Annotated in this window: 20 protein-coding genes; 5 read left to right on the top strand and 15 right to left on the bottom strand. The window is 52.0% G+C overall.

The features are described from left to right. Positions 1–2 precede the first annotated feature (2 nt). Entirely contained in the window at positions 3–272 is a 270-nt protein-coding gene (locus ACT3XD_RS04160) for a response regulator (RefSeq protein WP_318782771.1), read from the top strand. 29 nt (positions 273–301) lie between these two features. Next, positions 302–940 (top strand): diguanylate cyclase, encoded by a 639-nt coding sequence (locus ACT3XD_RS04165; RefSeq protein WP_225736249.1) that lies wholly within the window; start codon positions 302–304, stop codon positions 938–940. Positions 941–1224: 284 nt separating this feature from the next. On the opposite strand, the gene ACT3XD_RS04170 is transcribed toward ACT3XD_RS04165, so the two are convergent. From ACT3XD_RS04170 to gorA, 4 genes are all read right to left on the bottom strand, one after another. Further along, a complete protein-coding gene (locus tag ACT3XD_RS04170) occupies positions 1225–1620 on the bottom strand; it encodes an ectoine synthase (protein WP_192539014.1) in 396 nt (131 codons plus the stop codon). A gap of 78 nt (positions 1621–1698) precedes the next feature. Continuing rightward, positions 1699–2967 carry a diaminobutyrate--2-oxoglutarate transaminase gene (gene ectB / locus ACT3XD_RS04175; RefSeq protein WP_192539013.1) on the bottom strand — a complete coding sequence of 423 codons (1269 nt, stop codon included), beginning with the start codon at positions 2965–2967 and terminating at the stop codon, positions 1699–1701. Between the two features lie 65 nt (positions 2968–3032). After that, complete coding sequence (gene ectA, locus ACT3XD_RS04180) at positions 3033–3611, bottom strand: diaminobutyrate acetyltransferase (protein WP_192539012.1); 579 nt, start codon at positions 3609–3611, stop codon at positions 3033–3035. Between the two features lie 270 nt (positions 3612–3881). Beyond that, positions 3882–5264, bottom strand: a complete 1383-nt coding sequence (gorA, locus tag ACT3XD_RS04185) for a glutathione-disulfide reductase (RefSeq protein ID WP_192539011.1) — start codon at positions 5262–5264, stop codon at positions 3882–3884. Between the two features lie 140 nt (positions 5265–5404). On the opposite strand from gorA, the gene can reads away from it, so the two are divergent. Next, positions 5405–6052 (top strand): carbonate dehydratase, encoded by a 648-nt coding sequence (can, locus tag ACT3XD_RS04190; RefSeq protein ID WP_192539010.1) that lies wholly within the window; start codon positions 5405–5407, stop codon positions 6050–6052. Positions 6053–6160: 108 nt separating this feature from the next. Here the strand turns inward: can and msrA are convergent, their stop codons facing one another. The 5 genes from msrA to ACT3XD_RS04215 are packed head-to-tail and all read right to left on the bottom strand — an operon-like array spanning position 6161 to position 14857. Continuing rightward, on the bottom strand, positions 6161–6784 hold the full coding sequence (gene msrA, locus ACT3XD_RS04195; RefSeq protein ID WP_192539009.1) for a peptide-methionine (S)-S-oxide reductase MsrA: 624 nt from the start codon (positions 6782–6784) through the stop codon (positions 6161–6163). Positions 6785–6794: 10 nt separating this feature from the next. Then, positions 6795–10811: an autotransporter assembly complex protein TamB gene (gene tamB, locus ACT3XD_RS04200; protein ID WP_444280543.1), complete on the bottom strand. Its 4017-nt coding sequence runs from the start codon at positions 10809–10811 to the stop codon at positions 6795–6797. Between the two features lie 9 nt (positions 10812–10820). Next, the gene (tamA, locus tag ACT3XD_RS04205) at positions 10821–12671 is read right to left on the bottom strand and encodes an autotransporter assembly complex protein TamA (RefSeq protein ID WP_192539008.1); all 1851 of its coding nucleotides are present in this window, start codon (positions 12669–12671) and stop codon (positions 10821–10823) included. A gap of 53 nt (positions 12672–12724) precedes the next feature. Next, positions 12725–13555, bottom strand: a complete 831-nt coding sequence (locus ACT3XD_RS04210; protein ID WP_192539007.1) for a hypothetical protein — start codon at positions 13553–13555, stop codon at positions 12725–12727. 9 nt (positions 13556–13564) lie between these two features. Further along, entirely contained in the window at positions 13565–14857 is a 1293-nt protein-coding gene (locus tag ACT3XD_RS04215) for a nucleotide sugar dehydrogenase (RefSeq protein ID WP_192539006.1), read from the bottom strand. A gap of 208 nt (positions 14858–15065) precedes the next feature. Here ACT3XD_RS04215 and ubiG point away from each other — a divergent pair, with 208 nt between their 5' ends. Then, positions 15066–15809: a bifunctional 2-polyprenyl-6-hydroxyphenol methylase/3-demethylubiquinol 3-O-methyltransferase UbiG gene (ubiG, locus tag ACT3XD_RS04220; protein ID WP_192539005.1), complete on the top strand. Its 744-nt coding sequence runs from the start codon at positions 15066–15068 to the stop codon at positions 15807–15809. Further along, on the top strand, positions 15810–16484 hold the full coding sequence (locus ACT3XD_RS04225; protein WP_192539004.1) for an HAD family hydrolase: 675 nt from the start codon (positions 15810–15812) through the stop codon (positions 16482–16484). It begins immediately after the preceding gene. Positions 16485–16536: 52 nt separating this feature from the next. Here the strand turns inward: ACT3XD_RS04225 and ACT3XD_RS04230 are convergent, their stop codons facing one another. From ACT3XD_RS04230 to tolR, 6 genes are read right to left on the bottom strand one after another with little or no spacing between them, the layout of a single operon-like run. Beyond that, positions 16537–17298, bottom strand: a complete 762-nt coding sequence (locus ACT3XD_RS04230) for a YciK family oxidoreductase (protein WP_192539003.1) — start codon at positions 17296–17298, stop codon at positions 16537–16539. 30 nt (positions 17299–17328) lie between these two features. After that, positions 17329–18123: a tol-pal system protein YbgF gene (ybgF, locus tag ACT3XD_RS04235; RefSeq protein ID WP_192539002.1), complete on the bottom strand. Its 795-nt coding sequence runs from the start codon at positions 18121–18123 to the stop codon at positions 17329–17331. Between the two features lie 48 nt (positions 18124–18171). Next, a complete protein-coding gene (gene pal, locus ACT3XD_RS04240) occupies positions 18172–18717 on the bottom strand; it encodes a peptidoglycan-associated lipoprotein Pal (protein ID WP_018916118.1) in 546 nt (181 codons plus the stop codon). A gap of 41 nt (positions 18718–18758) precedes the next feature. After that, positions 18759–20051 (bottom strand): Tol-Pal system beta propeller repeat protein TolB, encoded by a 1293-nt coding sequence (tolB, locus tag ACT3XD_RS04245; protein ID WP_192539001.1) that lies wholly within the window; start codon positions 20049–20051, stop codon positions 18759–18761. Continuing rightward, on the bottom strand, positions 20051–21328 hold the full coding sequence (gene tolA, locus ACT3XD_RS04250; protein WP_444280544.1) for a cell envelope integrity protein TolA: 1278 nt from the start codon (positions 21326–21328) through the stop codon (positions 20051–20053). The genes tolB and tolA overlap by 1 nt, the downstream gene beginning before the upstream one ends. Then, on the bottom strand, positions 21321–21755 hold the full coding sequence (tolR, locus tag ACT3XD_RS04255; protein WP_018916115.1) for a protein TolR: 435 nt from the start codon (positions 21753–21755) through the stop codon (positions 21321–21323). Before tolR ends, tolA begins: the two co-directional genes overlap by 8 nt. Position 21756 lies beyond the last annotated feature (1 nt).

Here is a 21756-nt window from a genome sequence, read left to right on the forward strand (position 1 = left end):
TAGTGCAACAGTGGCAAGCCGTTTCAAAAAACAAGCCTAAATTACTGCTAGTCGATGACCAGCGCATTAATATTATGGTGTTGTATGAGCTGTTTCGTGAGGAGTGTGAGGTATTCATGGCCACGGATGGGGCTCAAGCCCTAAATATGTGCCAAACGATAGCACCGGATTTGATTCTGCTTGACGTTAATATGGACGGCCTGGATGGCCATGAGGTCTGTCGTAGACTCAAAGCCGACCCTGGACACGCGATATCGTCATTATTTTTGTAACGGCTCTAGGCGCGGTAGAGGATGAAGTGTTGGGTCTCGAACTTGGAGCGGTTGATTTTATCGTCAAGCCGATCAACCCCGTTATTGTCAAAGCACGGGTCAATACGCACCTAACGCTCAAGCGGCAAAGTGACATCTTGCGCTCGTTTGCATTGATCGATGGCTTAACAGGTGTCGCTAACAGGCGCATGTTTGACGAACAGCTAAATCGAGATTGGCGCCAGTGCCTGAGGGAGCAATATACGCTGTCGGTGATCATGATTGATGTCGACTATTTTAAGCGTTACAACGATCTTTATGGACACTTGAAGGGCGATAATTGCTTGCAGCAGGTAGCTGAAGCTCTAGTCGGTGTATCCTTCCGGCCGTATGATTTGATAGCGCGTTATGGTGGTGAAGAGTTTGCGTGCCTGTTGCCTAAAACAGATTTGGCGGGGGCTTTACATGTTGCAGAGCGTATTGAGGCAAGCGTGCAAGCATTAAAGCTTGAACATATGGGCTCGGAGGTAGCGCAGCATGTGACTATCTCATTAGGTGTGGCATCGGTTATCCCAGACAGCAACATGGAGCAACAAGCGCTGTTGGCGGAAGCGGATAAGCAATTGTACAAAGCGAAGCAGGCTGGTCGAGCTCGTGTCAGTTATGGCGCATTAGCAAGCTCGTCATAATGGTTATAAAAGACCCGCCAGAGAATAGCGATCCGACACTAATAGAGCAAAAGTATATTGCGTGATAATGAATATCATATTTAACATAATATATATTATGCGAACAACTAGAGGATCTTTGTGAAGCGCACAGAACCCGCAGCCTACTATCCTCAGTATCTAGGTTGAAGGCCGCCTCTAACCCCTGAATTGGGTCAGGTACATAGACATTAAAAAGCAGCCTGCTTGAGCAAGGCTGCTTTCCAAGGACATATGTCCAAGCACTAAAGGCTGTGTATCAGTGCTTATTCATCAGCTGGTGCGTAGGAGCCGTCTTCGCGGTGCACTTCTTTACCTGACAGCGCGGGAGTAAATACGCAGGCAACGGTCATGCCTTTTTCTTTACCGCGCAGTAGGTGCTCGTCATGCTGATCCAGCAGGTAGATATCGCCTGCTTTAATGGGCCAAATTTTGCCATCGGCCAGGGTTTCTACTTCACCTTCGCCTTCATAGCAAAAAACCGCTTCATAGTGATGTTTGTACTGAATATGGGTTTCAGTACCTGGAAAAATGCGCGTGATGTGAAAAGAAAAACCCGCGTTGTCTTCAGCAAGTACTAGACGCGTGCTGTCCCAGTTGCCGTTTTCAGCGGTTACCAGACGATCAGTTTTGCGCGCTTCTTCTAGATTACGAACAATCATAATTTACTCCATCCCTGAACGGCTGGCAGTACCAGCCGCTGAGTTTTTCGTTAGGGTGATTCGTAAGACTGCGTCAAATTACCTATTAATAACCGTTTTGACAGCCGCTTCCAGGATATCCAGCGCTTCAAGCAGGTCTTCATCGGTAATGGTTAACGGGCAAAGACATTTAACGACTTCGCCGCCCTGGCCACTCGTTTCAATAATCAAGCCGTTTTCAAACGCTTCGCTGGTGATTTTATCGGCAAGATCACCTGAGACAACGTCGATACCGCGCATCAAGCCGCGGCCGCGCTCGGTAGCTGGCATACCGTTTTCAGATAATAGAGTTGCCAGCTTCTGGAAACGCTCTTCTACAATACGCGCTTTGCGCTGAATATCGCGCTCAAACGTATCGTTAGACCAATATTTTTTAAGCGCTGCGGTCGCCGTTACCATGGCAAGGTTAAAGCCACGGAAGGTGCCGTTATATTGACCCGGTTTCCACATATCGAGCTCTGGGCGTATCAATACATGGGCAAATGGCAAACCAAACCCTGAGAGAGACTTAGAATTAGTCACGATGTCAGGCTTGATACCCGCATGTTCAAAACTGAAAAACTTCCCAGTACGGCCACAGCCGGCCTGGATATCATCCACGATCAATAGGATATCGTGTTCGCGGCAAATGCTTTCAAGGCGTTTCAACCAGTCCAGACCTGCCACGTTAATACCGCCCTCGCCTTGCACGGTTTCAACAATGACGCCTGCCGGGATATCCAGTCCACCTGATTGGTCACCGAGTAATTTTTCAAAATAATCAAGCGTATCGGCATGCTCACCCATGTAACCATCGAAAGGTAAAAAGCTTGCGCCCTGAGTAGGAATACCGCCGGTTGCTTCACGGAATTTACGGTTACCTGTCGTTGCCAATGCACCCATGGTCACACCGTGGAAACCATTGGTGAAAGTCACAATATTGTGACGGCCTTTGGCAACACGTGCCAGACGAATAGCTGCTTCAACGGCGTTCGTGCCCGTTGGGCCTGGCAGATGAACTTTATAATCCAGCCCGCGCGGTTTAAAAATGAGTTCTTCTAATGTTTCGAGATATTCCCGTTTTGCTGCCGTCCACATATCCAGGCCATGAACAATGCCGTCGCTGGATAGGTAATCAATCATGGCTTGCTTGAGATGCGGGTTGTTATGGCCGTAATTAAGCGTTCCGGCACCCGCCAAAAAGTCGATATATTCACGACCGTTTTCGTCGGTTAAACGAGCATTTTGCGCTTTGGTAAACACAACAGGAAATGAACGTGAATAGGTACGAACATTAGATTCCATACGTTCAAGTGTTTGAGTCTTCATTAGCGACCTCCTTGTGATCATTAAGCTGGCAAGAGTGTGACGAGATAATGCAGCGATAGTGCAGATTAGATGTGATCAGCCTGAAATGGGCCGATGCGAACCAGGTTCTCCGGATCATGTTCTCCACCCAGCTGTTCGGTAGAGAAATATTCTCGGCTATTAAGCGGCGCATGCCAGCGAGCTGCTAAGCGGCGAAACAAGCCCCAGGATGCCAGATTGTCAGGCGTAATCGTGGTTTCAAGATGATGAACGTTAGTGAGTTCAGGGCGTGACAGGATGGCTTCAACCAAGCGGCGAGCAAGTCCGGTGCCGCGGGCCTTTTCACCTACTGCCACCTGCCACAGAAAATAAGTGTCTGGGGCGTTATCTTTTACGTAACCAGAAACAAACCCGACAATTTCGCCCTCTTCGTTAGTGGCAACGGCGCATGTATCACGGAATTGCGTCGCAAGTAATAAGTAGGCGTAAGCAGAATTGACGTCCAGAGGAGGACACGCTTTCACTAATTCATATACTCCCCAACCATCTTCGGCATTCGGCTTACGGATAAACAGCGGTGTTTCAGAAAAACCAACCACTGCATCGGCTACCGTGGGGCGTGCAAGCTCAGATGACGATGTAAAAGGCTGTATTGGCGTATTCATAGTTATGCTTCGCTGTAGCGAATTTGATGCCCATTATAACAACTGATTCTTAACAATTCAAAAATCATATTATCCACCGCCCTATTTTCCATAATTTTTGATTATAGTTGGCTCATTTAAGCCGCTCTTGGTGCCCTAAGTGGTGGTCTGCGTAATGAGACAATATGAGTTTAGTCTGACTTTGCAAAAGGTGAGGCATAAAAAAAGCGAGCCTGATGCTGGCTCGCTTTTTTAAACACTTCTTTTTGAAAAGTTAGAAAAAAAGGGGGGTCAATGTCGAGTCACTGTTCTCATGGTGACAAATTCTTCGGCCCCGGTCGGGTGGATGCCAATAGTTAAGTCAAAGTCACGCTTGGTAAGACCTGCTCTAACAGCAATGGCAATACCCTGCATAATTTCCCCCGCTTCATCTCCTACCATATGGACACCGACGACTCGATCGGTCTCATCATCCACAATGAGTTTCATAAGCGTGCGTTCCTGACTTCCCGAGAGGGTATGTTTCAGCGCTCGAAACTCAGTGGAATAAACCCGAATCTTGGCCAGTTTTTGCCGTGCTCCCTCTTCACTGAGCCCTACTGTGCCGATATTAGGATGACAAAAGACAGCAGTAGGTACCGTAGCGTAATCAAGAGGAGTTGGCTGCTTATCTTTAAAATGGTAATCAACCAGTTGCATGGCTTCAGCAAGAGCGACAGGCGTTAATTCAGGGCCGGCAGTTAAGTCGCCTAGCGCTAAAATAGATGGCACTAACGTTTCATAGCGCTCATTGACGGGAATTTTTCCGTCTCCATCCAAACAAATTCCCAGCTCTTCCGTGCCCAGCCCTTGAACGTTGGCTACACGCCCCGTGGCTGCCAGTACCGCATCCACCTCTAACACTTCACCGGTGGTCAGGTGGACGTTATAGCTGGATCCCGTGGCCTCGATACGCTCGATATTGGCATTAAAATGAAGGTTGACCCCCTTTTTGTCCATTTCGTTACGGGTGAACTCGCGCACCTCGTGGTCAAACTGCTTTAAAAATAGATCACCACGATAGATTAGATGGGTTTCGCTACCTAAGCCGTTAAAGATACTTGCAAATTCAACCGCGATATACCCACCGCCCAACACCAGGAAACGTTTTGGAAATTTTTCTAAATCAAACACCTGGTTTGAGTCCAGCGCATGCTCGTTACCTGGAAAATCGGGCACCCATGGCCAACCGCCTGTCGCCAGCAAAATTTTATTCGCCGTGATATGAGTAACGCCATTTTCATCTTTCAATGCCGCCGTATGGCCGTCAACCAGCTGTGCGCGGGCATTGAAAAGTGTGACGTCTGCTCCTTCAAGCATGCGCTGATAAATTCCGTTTAAGCGCTTAATTTCACTAGTTTTATTATCTCTTAACGTGGCCCAGTCAAACGTAGCAGGTTCTGAAAGGCTCCAGCCAAATCCTGCGGCGTCGTCGAAGCTGTCGTGAAAATGGGCCGCATAGGCATAAAGCTTCTTGGGGACACAGCCTACATTGACGCAGGTGCCGCCTAGATAGCGGTCTTCTACGATAGCGACCTTAGCGCCTGTCGCAGCTGCGGTACGGGCAGCACGCACGCCGCCTGATCCTGCACCGATCACTAGCAGGTCATACTCATATTCAGAATCGGCTACCATTATCTGCTCCTAATAAGTTTTTATACGCATTAAACGCTTAGCTGCGCCCGCTTATTGACCTTCGTCGCAGGGAAGGTTAAAACCTTCTCCACTTACTTGCATTTCGCCTTAACCTGACGATGTAATGAAACGGAGATTCAATGTCTGATTCTATTTCGACGCTTCTCGACAATAATCGTGCCTGGGCTGAACGCATGTGCGAAGAGGATCCCGAGTATTTTAAGCGCCTTTCAGATCAGCAAAATCCTGATTATTTGTGGATAGGCTGCTCTGATAGCCGGGTTCCCGCTAATCAGATTATTGCACTCCCCCCCGGTGAAGTCTTCGTTCACCGTAATGTTGCCAACCTTTTGCATCATACTGATATGAACGCGCTTTCTGTCGTTCAGTATGCCGTTGATGTACTCAAAGTAAGTCATATTATGATTGTCGGTCACTACGGCTGCGGCGGAATTAGAGCGGCAGTAACAGGCGGCGAGTGCGGTGTGGTTGATTACTGGCTACATTCGGTGCGTGAGCAATACAACCAGCATCGAAACACACTTGGACATCTTCCCCTGGATGATCAAATAGACCGTATGTGCGAACTCAACGTTAAAGCACAGGTTAACAGCTTATGCCGTACTAAAATTTTGCAGCGGGCCTGGCAGCGTGGCCAGTCCATTTCCGTGCACGGCTGGGTCTATGGTTTAAGCGATGGTCGTGTAAAAGACCTTAAATGTACGGTCACTGGCTTAGATCAGGTAGAAACGCTTTACCGTATCGATCGCATACAGTCTGGCGATTAAGCACCAGGCGACTATGGCTAAGCAGCACTTATAGCTAAGTAGTACTGTATTTAAGTAAGTACTATGGCTCAGCAGCATAGTCGCCTTTATTTGACTGTATTTGAGCGGTTACCCACCAATAGGGCAAACCACCCCAGTGCCCTTCAAACCACAATAGCCGTTCGGATTTTTATCGAGATATTGCTGATGGTACGTTTCTGCAAAATAAAACGTATCCAGCGGTTCGATGTCCGTGGTGATTGCTCCCCGGCCTACTTTACTCAAAGCACTTTGATAAGCTTCTGCGCTCTGCCTCGCTGCGGTTAGCTGCTCATCGGTGGTCGTATAAATCACCGAGCGATACTGTGAGCCAATATCATTGCCCTGACGATTTCCCTGAGTGGGATCGTGCTGCTCCCAAAACACCTGAAGCAAGGTTTCAATGGCCACTTTGCTTGGGTCATAGATCACGCGGACAACCTCAGCATGCCCAGTTCGCCCGGAACAAACTTCCTGGTAAGTGGGATGCTGGATAGTACCGCCCGCATAGCCTGCAGCTGTAACGTAAACACCGGGCTGCTGCCAGAAAAGACGCTCAACACCCCAGAAACACCCCATCCCCAGTACGATTTCTTCATGGTTTTCAGGATAAGGCGCATGTAGTGAGTGACCATTGATAGTATGGTGCTCACTGGTTTCGACGGGCGTTGTACGTTCTGTTTCTGCGCCTTTACCATCGTTTAATTGCGTCATGTCAGTCTCTCTATTGCTGCTTATAAATTACAGGGTTGCCTTGGCGGGAGAAGGTGTAAATCAAATCCACCGCCTGATTAGCACCTGACACAGCCTGTACATATAGATTACGCCATAGCGTATAACGTAACGTTAGTTCGGCAATCGGTGAGAAAATTCCCACCCCATAGCTAATACGCAGATCATCGGATAGTTGACCACTCAAGGCTACCTGACTGTCATCCCCTACACCGGTCGTATCCAGTGCCAGGTCATCGATACCAAACGCTTCACCAATGGAGCCAACAGCTCCACCCGTGCGGCCCAGTGACATGCCAATCAAGGCTGTGGTCAGGGCACTGTCCATACCGCCGCTGGAATCTGATGCTCGACCTCTTAATAGATACGAGAGGGCCTGGTTTTCAGGCATTGAAGGCTCCGAGAAAATCGTCACGTTGGGTTCTTCAGCGCTACCCGTTACGCGTAGTCCTGCAATGACATCGTCTGCGGTCACGTCCGGATTACGGATAGCTTCGAAATCAAGAGATGGCAGCGACGGCGGGCCGCTAAACAGTAGCTGGCCGCGTCGGATCAATAGGTCCTGGCCAAAGGCCTGGAAACGGCCATCAACGAGATTTACATCGCCAAACAGCTGAAGCCCGCCGCTGTCTTGGCGGATTTCCAGCGTGCCACCCAAGCCTGATTCAAGCCCATAGGCCGAAATTAGCATGTCTCTGCCCAGCGTCAAGGTGATCAGAACATCTAGCTCCATACCCGCTTGAGCTAACTCATCGGCGGCACTTGGCCCGCCATTTTCAGCCACGCGCCGCGCTTCTTCTTCAGCTTCGCGATCCTCGCGCTCGGTAATAATGATTTCATCCGAGCTGGGTTCAATCGCAGAGGAGGACTTTGAGCCAATCTCGAGCCGCGCCCAGGGTAAGTCGACATTACCCCGCACCTGGAGTAGTTCTGGCGTAATGCGTACTCGAATATCCGGTGCGGCCTCTAATCGGCCAAACTGGGGCAATACCAACAGTAACGGCTCTTGCGTGGCGTTCAAGTCGATCCCAATCCGCCAGTCGTCCGCGCCGGGCCAATAGGCGTCCCCGGTAATGTTCAGTCGGCCACGCTCGGCCGCCACGAAGCCATTAATATCCCCTTGCTCACCATCAAACGAGAGGGCTAACTCGCCATCGCGTACATCAACAGGAATATCGGGGCCGTGAACGCGCAACCCACGTAGTGCCAACGTGCCCTGCAAATCCGGCTGGCTGGTGGTGCCGCCAATCTGCACTCGGCCGTTTAGTTCACCCTCAAGACTATCCATGCTCACGACCATAGGACGATAAGGGGCAAGAGAGAGATTGTTGGCTAGCAGCTCGCCATCTAACGTGCCTCGTCCAAGCGGGTCATTGAGCGACAGGTTAAGCCTTAAATCGCCCGCTTCAGAGAACGATAGGACTATGTTGGTATCCGCCTGTGCCTGGTTCGCCTGAAGGTTTGCATCCAGATTAATAACCGGCAGTTGAACAGGCTGCCCATAATCGTTGATCGCGGTAATCGCAAGCTCACTAAGCACTTGAACATCGGCCTGCCAGCGTGCGCCTCCTTGGCGCCAATCAACGACCATGTCCGCCGTTGTATCCCCCTCGAACGACCACTCTTCAGGTAAGAAAGGTTCGAGCATCTCCATAGGCACTTCGCGTACGGTTAATACCGCACGCCCCTGGTCGGGGGAAGCATTGATCGGTTCCTGAGAGCAGACCAGACCGCCCTCTTCACGCCGTAAGCAGAAAGGCGACAGGCGTGCCTGCCCATTAGCCAGGTTGTAACTCAAATCAAGCGGCGCCTCCAGACGAATATTGCCCGCTTCTGAGTCAATTTCCAGAGGAGTTAGCCGGCCTTGATACTGCTGACCCTGTTGATTGAATCGCCCGTCCAGCGCTAATAGGGCTCGGCTAAGGGGGCTATCAGGCTGTCCCTGCACATTCACTTCCAGACGGTGTTGAGACAGCCGCCCTGTCAAATTCAGGTCGGCAGAGGATAGCCGTTGGCCGCCTGCAAGAATTTCCTGCAGGCCAAGCTGAATATCTAGCCTTGGGTCTTCAAGCCCCTGCACATTGGCATTCATCGATAGCCGTTCTACGCGGTTATCCGCAAAGCGCAGGTCGCGCCCCGATAGATCGGCAAGCAGCGCTGGTTGCTCGAAGCTACCGCTTGCCTGTAGATTGCCGGTTAAAGTACCCGCCAAGTCAGGCGATAAGGTACTTAACTCCCGCAGGTCTATGTCGGCATTTAATGACATTGTCTGCTCGCTAAGCTGCCCTGACGCTTGAAGACGGTTATTCCCCTGAGTGAATAACAGCTCGTGGATATCCACTTCTAAATTGCTGTTAGCGTCAAGCGCTGCCTGCAGCGTTAATGGGTAATCGCGCAGCTCACCTTCAATGTCGATATCCGCGATGCTAACGGACCACAGATCACCTAGCTGGCGCACGTTCAGATCAATATCGCCGGTTAAATTGCCGTCCATCTGATCAACAAAGTGGGCCGGATCAAATCGATCAAGGCGTATGCGGGTATCAATGGTTAGAGGAGCCAGCCAATCGATGCGCCCTTCACTACGCAGCGTGCTTTCCTCGACTTGTAGCGCTAAAGGGGCCCAGCGGAAATGGCTAAAGTCGCCATCGCCGTTAAGCGTTATCTGGGTAGGCGGCAACTGTGGCCCTTGTGCCTGAAGGCTGACCTCGGCACGGTAGGCTTCCAGGCTACCCGCAACCGTCAGGTCAACCGCTTCCACCACGTAGGGTTCATTGGTATTTTCGCCCTCCGTCTGTGGCTCCTCCGTTAGCGGCCATTGCAAGCGCTCGCTTTGTAGGCGAACCTGAAAGGGTAAATCCGGTGCCAAGGCATCTATTTGCGCATTAAGAGAGGCAGCTACCACGCCTGCAGCATTCAGCTCAGCCTGCAGGTTATTGAGTGGCCCGGAAAGGTCGAGCACAAGCGTTTCGCCACTTAACGCGGGGAATAACTCGGGCAGAAACAGCTCAGCATTTAACTGCGCTTCTAACGGATAATTGCCCGTCAGGTTAGCGTTACCCACAAGCGTTGCCTGAACATCGTCAGTCACTACTTCGAAGGTGTCGATTGCCACTTGGCTTTCCTGGGTGCTGCCCGCTAGCTGTAGCCGCTCAATAGAGTATTCGAAGGCACCTTCAAAATTTACATCGGTGACGGTCAGGTCGCTAACCTCCACATCAACCGGCAGTACTATCTCAGGTAAGGTAATCGGCTCGCGCGCGGCTAAACGCTCGTTGACAGGAACTGCTTGTGACGCATCTTCTTGGGGCTGGGTAATGGAAATAGCACCATCAATCCCTTCAGCGGTTAACGGCGTCTGCGTATCCTGAGTGAGCTGTACGCCAGACGATGGCGGTAAATAAACGTTTAGCTGATCGAGGCGAGTCGGTGCTAACGCCACCTGACTTTGTTCAGCGGTGGCCGAGGATTCAAACGATACCCAGTTGATATGCGTTCCATCCGCAAGCTGAACATCGACATTGTCTAGACGGACAGAGCGCAGCTCAATGGGAAAAGGCAAATGCAGCCTGAAGGGATCACCCGAATCCTGGGGCGGCTCTTCAGGCGTATCGCTGGCGCTTAAACGAATGTCTGCCCCATCAACCTGCAGGGTATCCAGACACAGTCGCCCTGAAAGCACGCAGTCATCGGCCCAGGCAAGCTCCAGGTCATCAATGACTACCCTGATATTGCCTAGCTCAAGGTGAAAGCCTTGTAGCGTGAATTGATCGAGAAGCGCCCCGTCCTGATGTTCAAATGAAAAATAGCCGCGCTGTTCCCCCTGAGAAAACAGTACCCCTGTTCCCCAGGGAGATAATGCTGTACCCAGCAGTACTGCGATTAAACCAAACAGCCAGAGTGGCAGCACGATAACCAGACGTACCAAGCTCCATATCAATAGCCACATACGATGGCGTGGTGAGTATTGATGGCGCGGCGTGGCGGTAGAAGATTCAACCTGGGACAAAGCGTGCTCCTAGAATTCCGGGCCGATGGAGAAATGCAGACGAAACGCATCTTCATGATCGAAGGGATGTGCTACGTCCAGGCGAATAGGCCCCACGGGCGATATCCAGCGGACGCCTACCCCGGCTCCGGTTTTTAAATCATTCGGCCCCCAGTTATCGAAAGCATCGCCGGTATCGATAAATGTAGCTCCCCACCAGTTTTCTCTAACACGGCGCTGGTACTCAAGGCTTGAGGTAATCATCTGTTGGCCGCCGCGTAGCCGACCATCGGCATTACGTGGAGAAAGGCTTTCATAAGAGTAGCCGCGCACGCTGCGATCACCGCCTGCAAAGAAACGCAGTGACGGTGGCAGTTTGGAAAAATCGTCGGTTTCAATCGCACCAATACTCAAGCGGGCAGAAAAGCGGTTGTCGTTGTTGATGGTGCGTATCCACTCCGTATCGCCTGTTACACGCGTAAACTTGGCGTCCGAGCCCCAGATTCTGTCCGAATATTCGACTGAAAGCTGCTGACGGTCGCCCCAGAGAGGAAACCGCTGCGGGCGGGTACGCGTACGCGACCATTGAATACCTGGGTAAAAGAGCCACACCTCGTCAGCCTCTCCGCCTTGGGTAAAGTCTTCATAGGTAGTCCGGAAATACAGCGTTTGTACCCAATCGTTTTCAAATTGCCAACGGCGAGCCACTTCAACAGAGCCTTCCAGCGACTGAGTGTCGCTATCGTCGATATTACGGATCCCGTACTGCAACCGGTAACTATCGCGCAGTGGATCTTCAAGCGGAATGTTGTATACCCCAGTGAAACGTTGCTCGGGCGCGGAGAGATAAAGGTCGTGATCAAGGCTGTGGCCTAAGCTGTTAATCCACGGCTGATGCCAGCTAAAACGCAAGCGTGGACCTACATCGGTTGCATAGCCGATACCCACTTCAAACTGATGGCGATCGGCAGGCTCAACGCTTACATCAATGGGTAGCGTAGTATTGTCACGCTTATTGATGTTCAGTACGCTTAACAAAGCTGCGCTGCTGATCAGTGGCCGCTGAGGTTGAGAGGCAGTGGCCTCGCTAAACCAGGGATCACCGCCCCCTGGAGGGGTAATAGTAAGTTCTTGGGCCGTTTCCAAGCGTGGGCGTACGGTAACGGACTTAAACCAACCGGTTTCTCCAAGGCGCTGATTATAAGTGGCCAATGATTCTGCCAGATAGGGATCATTTTCTTCAAAGGTTTGCATCTGCTGCAAACGGTCGGGATCGATATGGCTACCGGTAATATTTACCTTGCCAAACCGGTAACGGGTTCCGCTATCGAAATCCATATAAAGTCGGGCACTTTGCAGATAAGGGCGCACTTCCATACGTCGATCTGTAAAGCCCCAGTCAAAATAACCGCGCTCAATGGCAAGCCCTGCAAATTGGGTCCGTAAACGATCCCAGGGGGCATGACGCAACGGATCACCCTCGCTTAAGGGAAAATTATCCAAGGCTTCTTGAAAAGGCGGGTCGTCTTGAGCATCGCCTTCGATATTGATCGATAGCACTTCAATTTCAACACGCGGGCCAGGCTCAATCGTTAGCCTGATAGGTGGCGTAAGTTCAATGGTAATATCCGGCTCATAGTAACCAAAGACACGCAGGGCTTCTTGCGTGCGGCTACGTATCTCGGCTTCCAGGCGCACATCGGTATATTGCTCAGCGTCAATATTCTCCAGATATGCACTCACGTTTGCCTCAACATCGCCGTCGATGCCACTGATGTCGGCAGTGAGCGCCCATGCAGGCATCACACTCGCCGCGCATAGCGGTAATATGATAAAACAAGCCACCTGAGTGGCGGAACGCCATCGCCGTTGTCTTCCCATACATAAAATCCCTAATAAATCAGCGACTCAGAGCTGTTTTGTTACGTAACCTATTACCGAAGCATTTCTATTTGAGCACTAAACGCTAATTGAGCTTGGCGAATCTGGCGTATATCGCTTTCAAGAGCCGCTAAACGTTGACTCCACTGTTGTTCAAATGCTGCCATCTCTTCATTATTAGCCGAGGCTGACTCTAACTGTAGCGTATTTAGCTCAGTTTCTAGCATATTAAAGCGCTCATTCATGGCCTCATTCTGGGCATCCAGCCGCTCGTCTAACGTTTGGCTCAACTGGTTGGACTGCTCTTCAATTGAGGTTAGCTGTTGCGTTGTGGTCTGCTCCAGATAATTGACTTCTTCAACAAGATTCTGTCGCCCCGTCGTGCCCGCCTGCTCAAGCGCATCTAGCGAGCTACTCAGCGCCGCTAGTTGACTGTCGCGTAAGGCAGCCTGCTCCTGATATTGACTAAGGCGCTGTGAAAAGGTTGCCATGGTTTCACTGGAAGCTTGATCCTCATTATCAGTAAGCACGCCGTAAAGCTCTTCTCGAGTATTCGTCAAGGCTATAGAAAGCTGCTCTTGCTCTTGAAAAAGTGTCGACATCTGAGCTTGTACAAAGGTTATCGTATCTTGTACGTCAGTGTCACCCGACTCCAGCCGAGCATGAACATTAGATACCTCACCACTCACCCGATGAAGCTCGGATTGAAGACGCTCACGTTCTAACCACAGCCCAACCGAGGCGGCGGCGAGTAAAGCAAACAGCAGGAATATCCCAAGCCATAATGGCCACACAGCCGGGCCTTTACGGTGGCGTAAATGCTGGGCCGTTAAGCTTTGGTCCACATCGGGAACAATTCGCTGAGAAGGCGTCGAATTGGGCATGGCGTTTCCTCAAAAAGACGTAGGGTCGGCGCGACGACCAATACCACGGTACTTTAACCCGCAGCTGGCAACAAATGTAGGGTCGTAAATATTTCGCCCGTCTAACACTAACTTAGCACTAAGTAACGCGGCCAACCGATGCCAGTCTGGGTTCCAGTAGGGCTTCCACTCGGTCACAAGCATTAATGCATCGGCGCCTTCGCAGGCTTCATAAGGGTCCTGGTCGAACGTTTGCAGGTCTTCCCGATAGCCGACTTCCTGATGCAGGGCCGCCGTCGCCGCTGGGTCATGTAGCCTTACCTTAACGCCCTGTGCCCAGAGTGCTTCCAGAAGTGTCAATACGGGGGCGTGATCAATACGTGCCGTTCCGGGTTTAAATGCCGCCCCCCAAATAGCCACCGTTTTACCTTCAAGCTGGCCCTCAAAGTGGCTCCAAAGCTTGCGAAACAGGGTCTCTTTTTTCTGCTCGTTGATATCCATGACTTGTTCAAGCAGAGCAGAATAACGTCCGCTTTTGGATTGGACGTCTGCCAAGCGCATTAAATCGCGAGAGAAGTTAGGGCCGCCAAAGCCACAACCGGGGTATAAATATTCAAAACCAATGCGCGTATCGGCGCCCATGCCCTGACGTACATGTTCGACATCAACGCCTAACGTGTCTGCCAAACCGGCGATTTCATTCATATAGCTAATACGCGTGGCCAGCATGCCATTAATGGCCAGCTTAGTAAGTTCGGCTGCCCGGCGCGGCATAGGTTGAAACACTTCTTGGCGTCGATTAAAAGCACGCAAAAGCTCGCGTATTACATGTTCGCCCTGTGCGTCATCGCAACCCAGTAGCCAACGCGTTGGCCGAGTAAAGGAAGCCCAGGCGCGACCTTCTTCCAGCGTGTCAGGTAAGGCAACGCTGCTATGCTGGTCTTGCATTAAATCGTGTAAACGCTCCGTTTCACCCACCGGGAACGTTGAGTTATTGACTAGAACGGCGCCTTGCTGAACGTTGAGGTCTGGCTGCTGAAGTAGCGTGCTGGCCGCATTACGCTGGCTTGGGGAAAGTGCAAGCCAGATAACATCGGCGGGAGACGCCTGCGCTATATTATCAATAAGTTCCAGCGTACCATCGGTCAGGCCTTGCTCAATATGCGGCATTAATTCAGGTTCACGACGAAGCCAGTCAACTTGAGAAAGCACCGCCCAAGGGGCGCTTTCGTGGGGTAGCCACTGAACCTGATGGCCTACCCAGGCTAACGCAGCAGCAGCGGTCACAGCACTTAACTCGCTGCCATAAAGTAATACTCGCATTTACCAGACTCCTTGCGCGACGGAAAAGCGAGAAAGTATCGCCATGAAATTCATACAATGGTCCTTTTCATGCGTTCTGACCCAGGAGTGGTTAGAATGCCCATAATACTGAACGATTGAGTGGATACCACTCACCACTTGACGTCAACACCCAGGCTGGATGGAAAAAGTAATCATCCATTGCTGATTGAATATGGGAGCCAAACACATGCAAGCGACACCTCAGGATAGCACTGCTGGCCACTATCAAGGCAACGTCGATGCAGCGGAAGTTGCTAAATTTGAAGCACTTGCTAGCCGCTGGTGGGATCCTAAAAGCGAATTTAAACCGCTGCATGATATTAATCCACTGCGCCTGAACTTCATTGACGCTCGCGCGGGCCTTGCGGGCAAAAAGATACTGGATGTTGGCTGTGGCGGCGGCATCTTAAGTGAGTCCATGGCGCATCGCGGTGCCGATGTAACGGGTATCGACCTTGGCGAAGCACCGCTTGGCGTGGCCAGACTGCATGCTGAAGAGAGCGGCGTCTCTGTGGACTATCAACATATTAGCGTTGAAGCATTAGCGGCCCAGAAGCCGGGCCATTTTGATGTAGTGACCTGTATGGAAATGCTGGAGCACGTGCCCGACCCTGCCTCGGTTATCCGTGCTTGCTGTGCCTTGGTGCGCCCGGGTGGCTATGTATTTTTCTCCACGCTAAACCGTACGCCCAAGTCTTACGCCTTTGCGATTTTAGGCGCGGAATATGTCTTGAAGCTGCTGCCGCGTGGAACTCATGACTATGCCAAATTTATTCGCCCCTCAGAAATGGCCGCCTGGTCGCGTCAGGTTGGGTTAGAAGTGCGTGAGCAAACGGGATTGACTTATAACCCTCTTACTCGCCGCTACCGCTTGGTGTCTGATGACGTCTCGGTTAACTATATGATGTATTGCCGCAAGGTGAGCCAATAGATGTCGACCACTGCACCACTAGCCATTCTGTTTGATCTTGATGGCACGTTAGTCGATACCGCGCCCGACTTGGCACAGGCAACCAACGTATTGCGCGAGCATCACGGGCTGGCGCCGCTGCCCTATGAACAGATTCGCAGACAGGTTTCTAACGGAGGAAGCGCGCTGGTGACGCTGGCGCTGGGGCTTAAACTTGGGGCTCCTGAACACGATACGGCGCGTCAGTTTCTGCTGGATACCTATGAGCAAGCCGTAGCGGTACAGAGCCAGGTATTTGATCCGCTGAATCAATGGTTGATTGAATGGCATGGCAACCAGCGGCTATGGGGCATTGTTACCAACAAACCACGCCGCTATACCGAGCCGCTATTAGCCGCTTTGGCACTAGAGCCGGGTGCACTGCTGTGCGCGGATGATCTAAGTGTCAAAAAACCTGATCCTGAACCCTTATGGGAGGCAGCACGCCGTTTGGGAGTTGCACCTAATCAGTGCTGGTATGTCGGCGATCATGTGCGGGATATGCAGGCCGCAAAAGCCGCCGGAATGACGGCCGTTGCGGTGGGCTACGGTTACATTAGCGAAGAAGATGACTATCGTCAGTGGCCAGCGGATCTTTGGTTTGAAAAGTGCTCAACGCTAGTCGAAGCATTAAACGCATTCAACATCACGTCCTAAGAAGGCAAACGTAAGAAGGCCAACATCTGTTTAACCGCTGGGCTCATAAGATTTATGCGCGTGGCGGTTGAGCATCAAATTTCTGCCCGCTAATACCAGTACTCGCCGGCCCCATTAGCCATAAATAGGTAGGCATGATGTCTTCAGGGGTACGTAAGGTGTCGGGGTCTTCACCTGGATAGGCGCTTTGGCGCATTTGCGTACGTGTGGCTCCAGGGTTCAGCGTGTTGATACGTATATTAGCCTGACTTTCGAACTCATCGGCTATCACTTCCACAAACCCTTCTGTCGCAAACTTAGAAACCGAGTAGGCTCCCCAGTAGGCACGCCCTTTTCGCCCTACGCTTGATGATGTGAAAATAACCGAGGCATCCTGTGACTGCTGAAGCAGGGGTAACAGTGCCTGGGTCATCCAGATTGGTCCGTTAATGTTGACCTGCATGACCTGCTCCCATAACTCTGGGTCATACTGTTCAAACGGTGTAATACGACCTAGGAGCCCCGCGTTATGCAGCAGCCCATCCAAACGGCCAAATTCCTTATCGAGCGTGCTTGCCATATCGTGAAAGTCATCAAGCGTAGCACCTTCGAAATTAAGCGGAAAAATAGCCGGCTGTGGCCCCCCCGCCGCTTCTATTTCGTCATAAACCCGCTCTAACTTTTCGATGGTGCGACCCAGTAAAATCACGGTTGCCCCATGGCGTGCATAGCTTAACGCTGCCGTACGGCCAATCCCATCACCGGCCCCGGTTACCAGTATGATGCGGTTCTCAAGCAAATCAGGCGATGCTTGATAGTCGATTTTGCAGCTCATGATACGTCCTAACCAACTTAAAATGCGTTGTTACCCAGCCGACTGACGAAGAAAATCACTCGCCAATCCTGCTGCACTACTTTGCGGGTAATCATCACGCACTTGCTCTAACAGCTCGCGACTACGTTCTGCCTCGCCCTGACGCGCTTTTACCAAGCCAAGTTTATACAGTGCATCAGGCACTTTGCTACTGCTACTGAAGTCTGAGATGACACGGCTAAAGGACGCATCAGCGTCGCTTAGCTGGCCTTCGGCGGCATAGAGCTCACCCAGCCAATAATAGCCGTTAGACGCCAGACTGCTGTCAGCATGAGTGGTGACGAAGCCTTCAAAGGCTTTAATTGCTTCGTCAAAGCGACGTGCCTGAACGTGAGCAAACGCCGCCTGATAGTCCGATTGGGCATCTTCGCTGACGTTACGCGCAGAAGGCGCATTGACCACTTCCTGCGCCGCTTCCGGCTCTACCTGAGGAGTCGCCTGCTCAATTTGAGTCGGGCCGCTGTTCATCAGGCGATCTTCGATATCCAGATACTGCTGCTGGGATTGACGCTTCAATTGCTCAAGCTGGTGACGCAGCTCTTCAATCTGCCCACGCAGCTGCTGGATTTCCTGCTGGTGCTCTTCTACTTGATTAAACAGTACAAGATTACCGCCGGCAGATTCCTGACGCTGGGTCTGCTGATAGAAGCCGCTTGAGCTACCGGAAGAAAGATCTTGAACGAGCGGCTGTTGGGCAACCGCCGCGAGTGGCAATACGGACAGCGGGAGCACTAAGGCTCCCGCACCGCACAGCCTCTCAAAATAGCGTTTGAGACTGTGATTCATGACAACTCCGTAGATAACATCGGCGTGCCCTAAGGCACGCCAACGGAATCAGTAATTAAATACAACGCGACGGTTCTGGGAGTAAGCGCTTTCGCTTTGGCCGCTAGCTGCAGGACGCTCTTCACCATAGCTCACAACGCTCATTTGCGAGTTGGAAACGCCCTGAATGTTCAGGAAACGCTGAACGGCACGGGCACGACGCTCACCTAGCGCCATGTTGTATTCACGGGTACCGCGCTCATCGGTATGACCATGTAATACAACTTGTGCATTCGGGTTGGCACGCAGATAACGCGCATGGGCCATTACGGCAGACTCGTATTCGCTTTTGATAGTGTCGCGGTCGTAATCGAAGTAAATGGTACGTACTTCAGGGATACGAGAATCAGCTTGCTGACCAGCACCTGAGCCAGAACCCGTAGTAGAACCATACTGACCACCTGTACCAGCGCCCGAGGTGCCTGCACCCATGCTGCTGCCATCTTGGCTTCCGTAAGAATCACCATCTTGGGTTCCGCCGGTGCTGGAACAGCCAGCGATAACTACGATAGATAACGCGACTGCCAATGAGCGAACCAACGGTTTAAGTTGCATAATCAGACTCCTTGCCTGAAAGAAATTAACACTATCAATCATTAGTTTAAAAACGGCGACCATGCAGGATCCCGCACATCGCCTTGTGCTGCAGGAAGCCGGAATGACGACCGCCCATCGGCAGAAACGGCACTCAGCACCCCGTTGTTACCCTGTTGGGTAGCGAAGATTACCATGGTCCCGTTCGGCGCAACACTAGGAGATTCATCTCTTGTTGAATCACTTAGTACCACAAGCCGTCCGCCGTCTAAATCCTGACGAGCCACCTGATATCCACGGCTGGAACGGTGGACCAAAAAGATTTGATCGCCATCGGGAGAATAGCGTGCTCGAGCGTTGTAGTTGCCGGTAAACGTTAGGCGTTTTGTCTCACCGCTGCCTAGTGAATACTGGTAAATCTGCGGGCCACCACTGCGATCAGAGGTGAACAGCAGGCTACGACCATCGGGCGACCAAGCGGGCTCGGTATCGATGCTGTTGCTGTTGGTAAGACGTTCCACTGAGCGATTGCCAATATCCATGATGTAAATCTCAGGCTGGCCATCTTTGGATAAGGACATCGCAATACGACGGCCATCCGGCGACCACGTCGGCGCGCCGTTGATACCATCAAACGATGTTGCCATTACACGCTGGCCGGTGGCGACATCCTGAATATAAATCGCTGGACGCTCAGTTTCAAAGGAAACATAGGCAAGTTTGCGGCCGTCCGGCGACCAGGAAGGTGACATGATAGGCTGATCAGAGGTTAATACCTGCTGGCTATTACGCCCGTCTGCATCGGCTACGTAGAGCCCGAACTGCATATTGTCGCCAAGCCCTTGAGCCGTTACATAGGCGATGCTGGTAGAAAAAGCGCCGCGAATATCGGTAATCGCTTCAAATATCTGGTCGCTGATGTAGTGAGCCGCACCACGCAGGTCATTGGCATTGGCCGTAACGCTTTCACCAATCATACGGCGCTGGCCACTGATATCCATCAGGTCAAACTGAAGCTGATAGCCACTACCTGTCTGCTCAGCGCGACCTACCACTAGATAACGCACATCGAGCGAACGCCAGGTGCCGAACTCAACGTCATCGGCTTGGCTGGGCTTTTCAAACATGGCACTACGCTCTAGCGGTTCAAATAGACCGCTACGCTCCAAGTCATCCTGAATAATCTGAGCGATATCTTCGGACATCCCCTCATTGCCGGCAAAAGGCACCACGCCAATAGGCAAGGCCTGATCGCTGCCTCGCGTAATTTCAATGGTCAAGTTTGCGTTTGCAAAACTACTGAAAGCTATCAGTAAGCAGAATAACCAAAATTTCTTAAACAATTTAGTTTGCATCAACGGACTCCCCCTGGGGAAAAGTTCAAAGTAATTCTTGGGCGTATTTCGCGCTGCTGCGCTTCTGACAGTTGAAGTAGCTCGGAATAAGGAGCCGCTTGTTCAATAGCTTGAATGGCTGACTGATCAAACGCACTATCACCACTTGAAGTCGCTATAGTTGCTAGTAATACCTCCCCTGATGGACCTAAACGAACATTTACTATCGCCCGCATTCCATCGCTAGCCCCACCAGGGATGATCCAAGCTTGCTCAACTGCACGGCGCATTATATTGCTGAAATTATTTACAGCCTGCTGCGCTTGTTGCGCATTTGCCGCGGCCTCCGCTTCACCGGCTAGCTGACGCTGCATGGCGGCTTCCGCTGCTTCCGCTGCCTGGCGTTGACGTTCAGCTTCTTCACGTGCGCGCCGCTCTTCGGCCTCCCGCTCACGCTGTGCTTCTGCTTCACGTTGACGTGCGGCTTCTGCTTCTGCTTCGGCCTCTGCTTCAGCGGCAGCTTTGGCCTCTGCTTCAGCGGCAGCTTTGGCCTCTGCTTCAGCGGCAGCTTTGGCTTCTGCTTCAGCGGCAGCTTTGGCTTCTGCTTCAGCGGCGGCTTTGGCTTCTGCTTCAGCGGCGGCTTTGGCTTCTGCTTCAGCGGCGGCTTTGGCTTCTGCTTCAGCGGCGGCTTTGGCTTCTGCTTCAGCGGCGGCTTTGGCTTCTGCTTCGGCGGCCGCTTGCGCTTCTGCCTCTGCAGCGGCTTGCGCTTCTGCCTCTGCCTCTGCCTCTGCCTGTTCACGAGCCTGCTGGACTTCAGCTTCGCGAGCCTGCGCTTGTGCCGCCTGCTCCTGAGCTAGGCGTTCGGCTTCCTCAGCGCGTCGTTGAGCTTCGGCTTCGGCAGCCTCTTGCGCTTGCTCTAATGCTTGCGCCTGCGCTTCGGCTTCACGACGAGCGGCTTCTTCAGCCGCTTGCTGTTCGGCCGCCTGGTTATCCGGCTCCGGCTCAGCTGCCTCGGGCTCGCTTACGCTAGGCTCGGCCGTTGGCTCCGTTGCGCTATTCATCGCCGCTTGCTGCTCGGTTGCTTGCTGAGCCTGGTCGGTAAACGTTTCTGTACTGACCAGCGTTGCTTGTACGATGGAGGAAGAGTCCGGTTCTGCCGTTGAGCTGGGCCAATTAATAAAACTAAAAACAATAATAGCCAAATGCACGCCCACCGCGAGTACGGTTGGCAACTTATAGCCAACATCCTGCGGGTCGCGCGGCGTATCAGCGGTCACTTGCGTCTTGCCCTTACCCATCTTGCGGCGGCTCTGAAAGCAATCCTACATTTTCAACGCCGGAACGCTGTAGCGTGCTCATTAGCAAAACGATCTGGCCATACTGCACGTTACGGTCACCGCGCACCATGACAGGCGTGCCCGGGCGACGTTGTAGAATCGCCCCGACGCGTTCCGACATCTGCTCAAGTGAAACTGAGGTTGAGTCTTCGCCCAGGGTAATGAAATACCCGCCTTCGCGATCAACCGAGATAATGATGGGATCACTATCCTGGGTATCTATCGGCTGCGATGAGACCTGCGGCAGATCGACCTGAACGCCTTGAGTCAGCATAGGGGCAGTAATCATAAAAATGACCAGCAGCACCAACATAACGTCGATAAAGGGGACGACGTTAATCTCCCCCATCGGTTTATTCTTGCCGCTACGGTTGAAAGGACCTTGCATG

It is taken from the genome of Halomonas sp. AOP7-B1-5 (genome assembly GCF_052353045.1).
GTDB lineage: Bacteria > Pseudomonadota > Gammaproteobacteria > Pseudomonadales > Halomonadaceae > Vreelandella > Vreelandella colorata.

Coding starts and splice junctions, on each gene's coding strand:
- ACT3XD_RS04170 (WP_192539014.1), bottom strand. CDS start 1,620: ATGATTGTTCGTAATCTAGAAGAAGCGCGCAAAACTGATCGTCTGGTA.
- ectB (WP_192539013.1), bottom strand. CDS start 2,967: ATGAAGACTCAAACACTTGAACGTATGGAATCTAATGTTCGTACCTAT.
- ectA (WP_192539012.1), bottom strand. CDS start 3,611: ATGAATACGCCAATACAGCCTTTTACATCGTCATCTGAGCTTGCACGC.
- gorA (WP_192539011.1), bottom strand. CDS start 5,264: ATGGTAGCCGATTCTGAATATGAGTATGACCTGCTAGTGATCGGTGCA.
- can (WP_192539010.1), top strand. CDS start 5,405: ATGTCTGATTCTATTTCGACGCTTCTCGACAATAATCGTGCCTGGGCT.
- msrA (WP_192539009.1), bottom strand. CDS start 6,784: ATGACGCAATTAAACGATGGTAAAGGCGCAGAAACAGAACGTACAACG.
- tamA (WP_192539008.1), bottom strand. CDS start 12,671: ATGGGAAGACAACGGCGATGGCGTTCCGCCACTCAGGTGGCTTGTTTT.
- ACT3XD_RS04210 (WP_192539007.1), bottom strand. CDS start 13,555: ATGCCCAATTCGACGCCTTCTCAGCGAATTGTTCCCGATGTGGACCAA.
- ACT3XD_RS04215 (WP_192539006.1), bottom strand. CDS start 14,857: ATGCGAGTATTACTTTATGGCAGCGAGTTAAGTGCTGTGACCGCTGCT.
- ubiG (WP_192539005.1), top strand. CDS start 15,066: ATGCAAGCGACACCTCAGGATAGCACTGCTGGCCACTATCAAGGCAAC.
- ACT3XD_RS04225 (WP_192539004.1), top strand. CDS start 15,810: ATGTCGACCACTGCACCACTAGCCATTCTGTTTGATCTTGATGGCACG.
- ACT3XD_RS04230 (WP_192539003.1), bottom strand. CDS start 17,298: ATGAGCTGCAAAATCGACTATCAAGCATCGCCTGATTTGCTTGAGAAC.
- ybgF (WP_192539002.1), bottom strand. CDS start 18,123: ATGAATCACAGTCTCAAACGCTATTTTGAGAGGCTGTGCGGTGCGGGA.
- pal (WP_018916118.1), bottom strand. CDS start 18,717: ATGCAACTTAAACCGTTGGTTCGCTCATTGGCAGTCGCGTTATCTATC.
- tolB (WP_192539001.1), bottom strand. CDS start 20,051: ATGCAAACTAAATTGTTTAAGAAATTTTGGTTATTCTGCTTACTGATA.
- tolA (WP_444280544.1), bottom strand. CDS start 21,328: ATGGGTAAGGGCAAGACGCAAGTGACCGCTGATACGCCGCGCGACCCG.
- tolR (WP_018916115.1), bottom strand. CDS start 21,755: ATGCAAGGTCCTTTCAACCGTAGCGGCAAGAATAAACCGATGGGGGAG.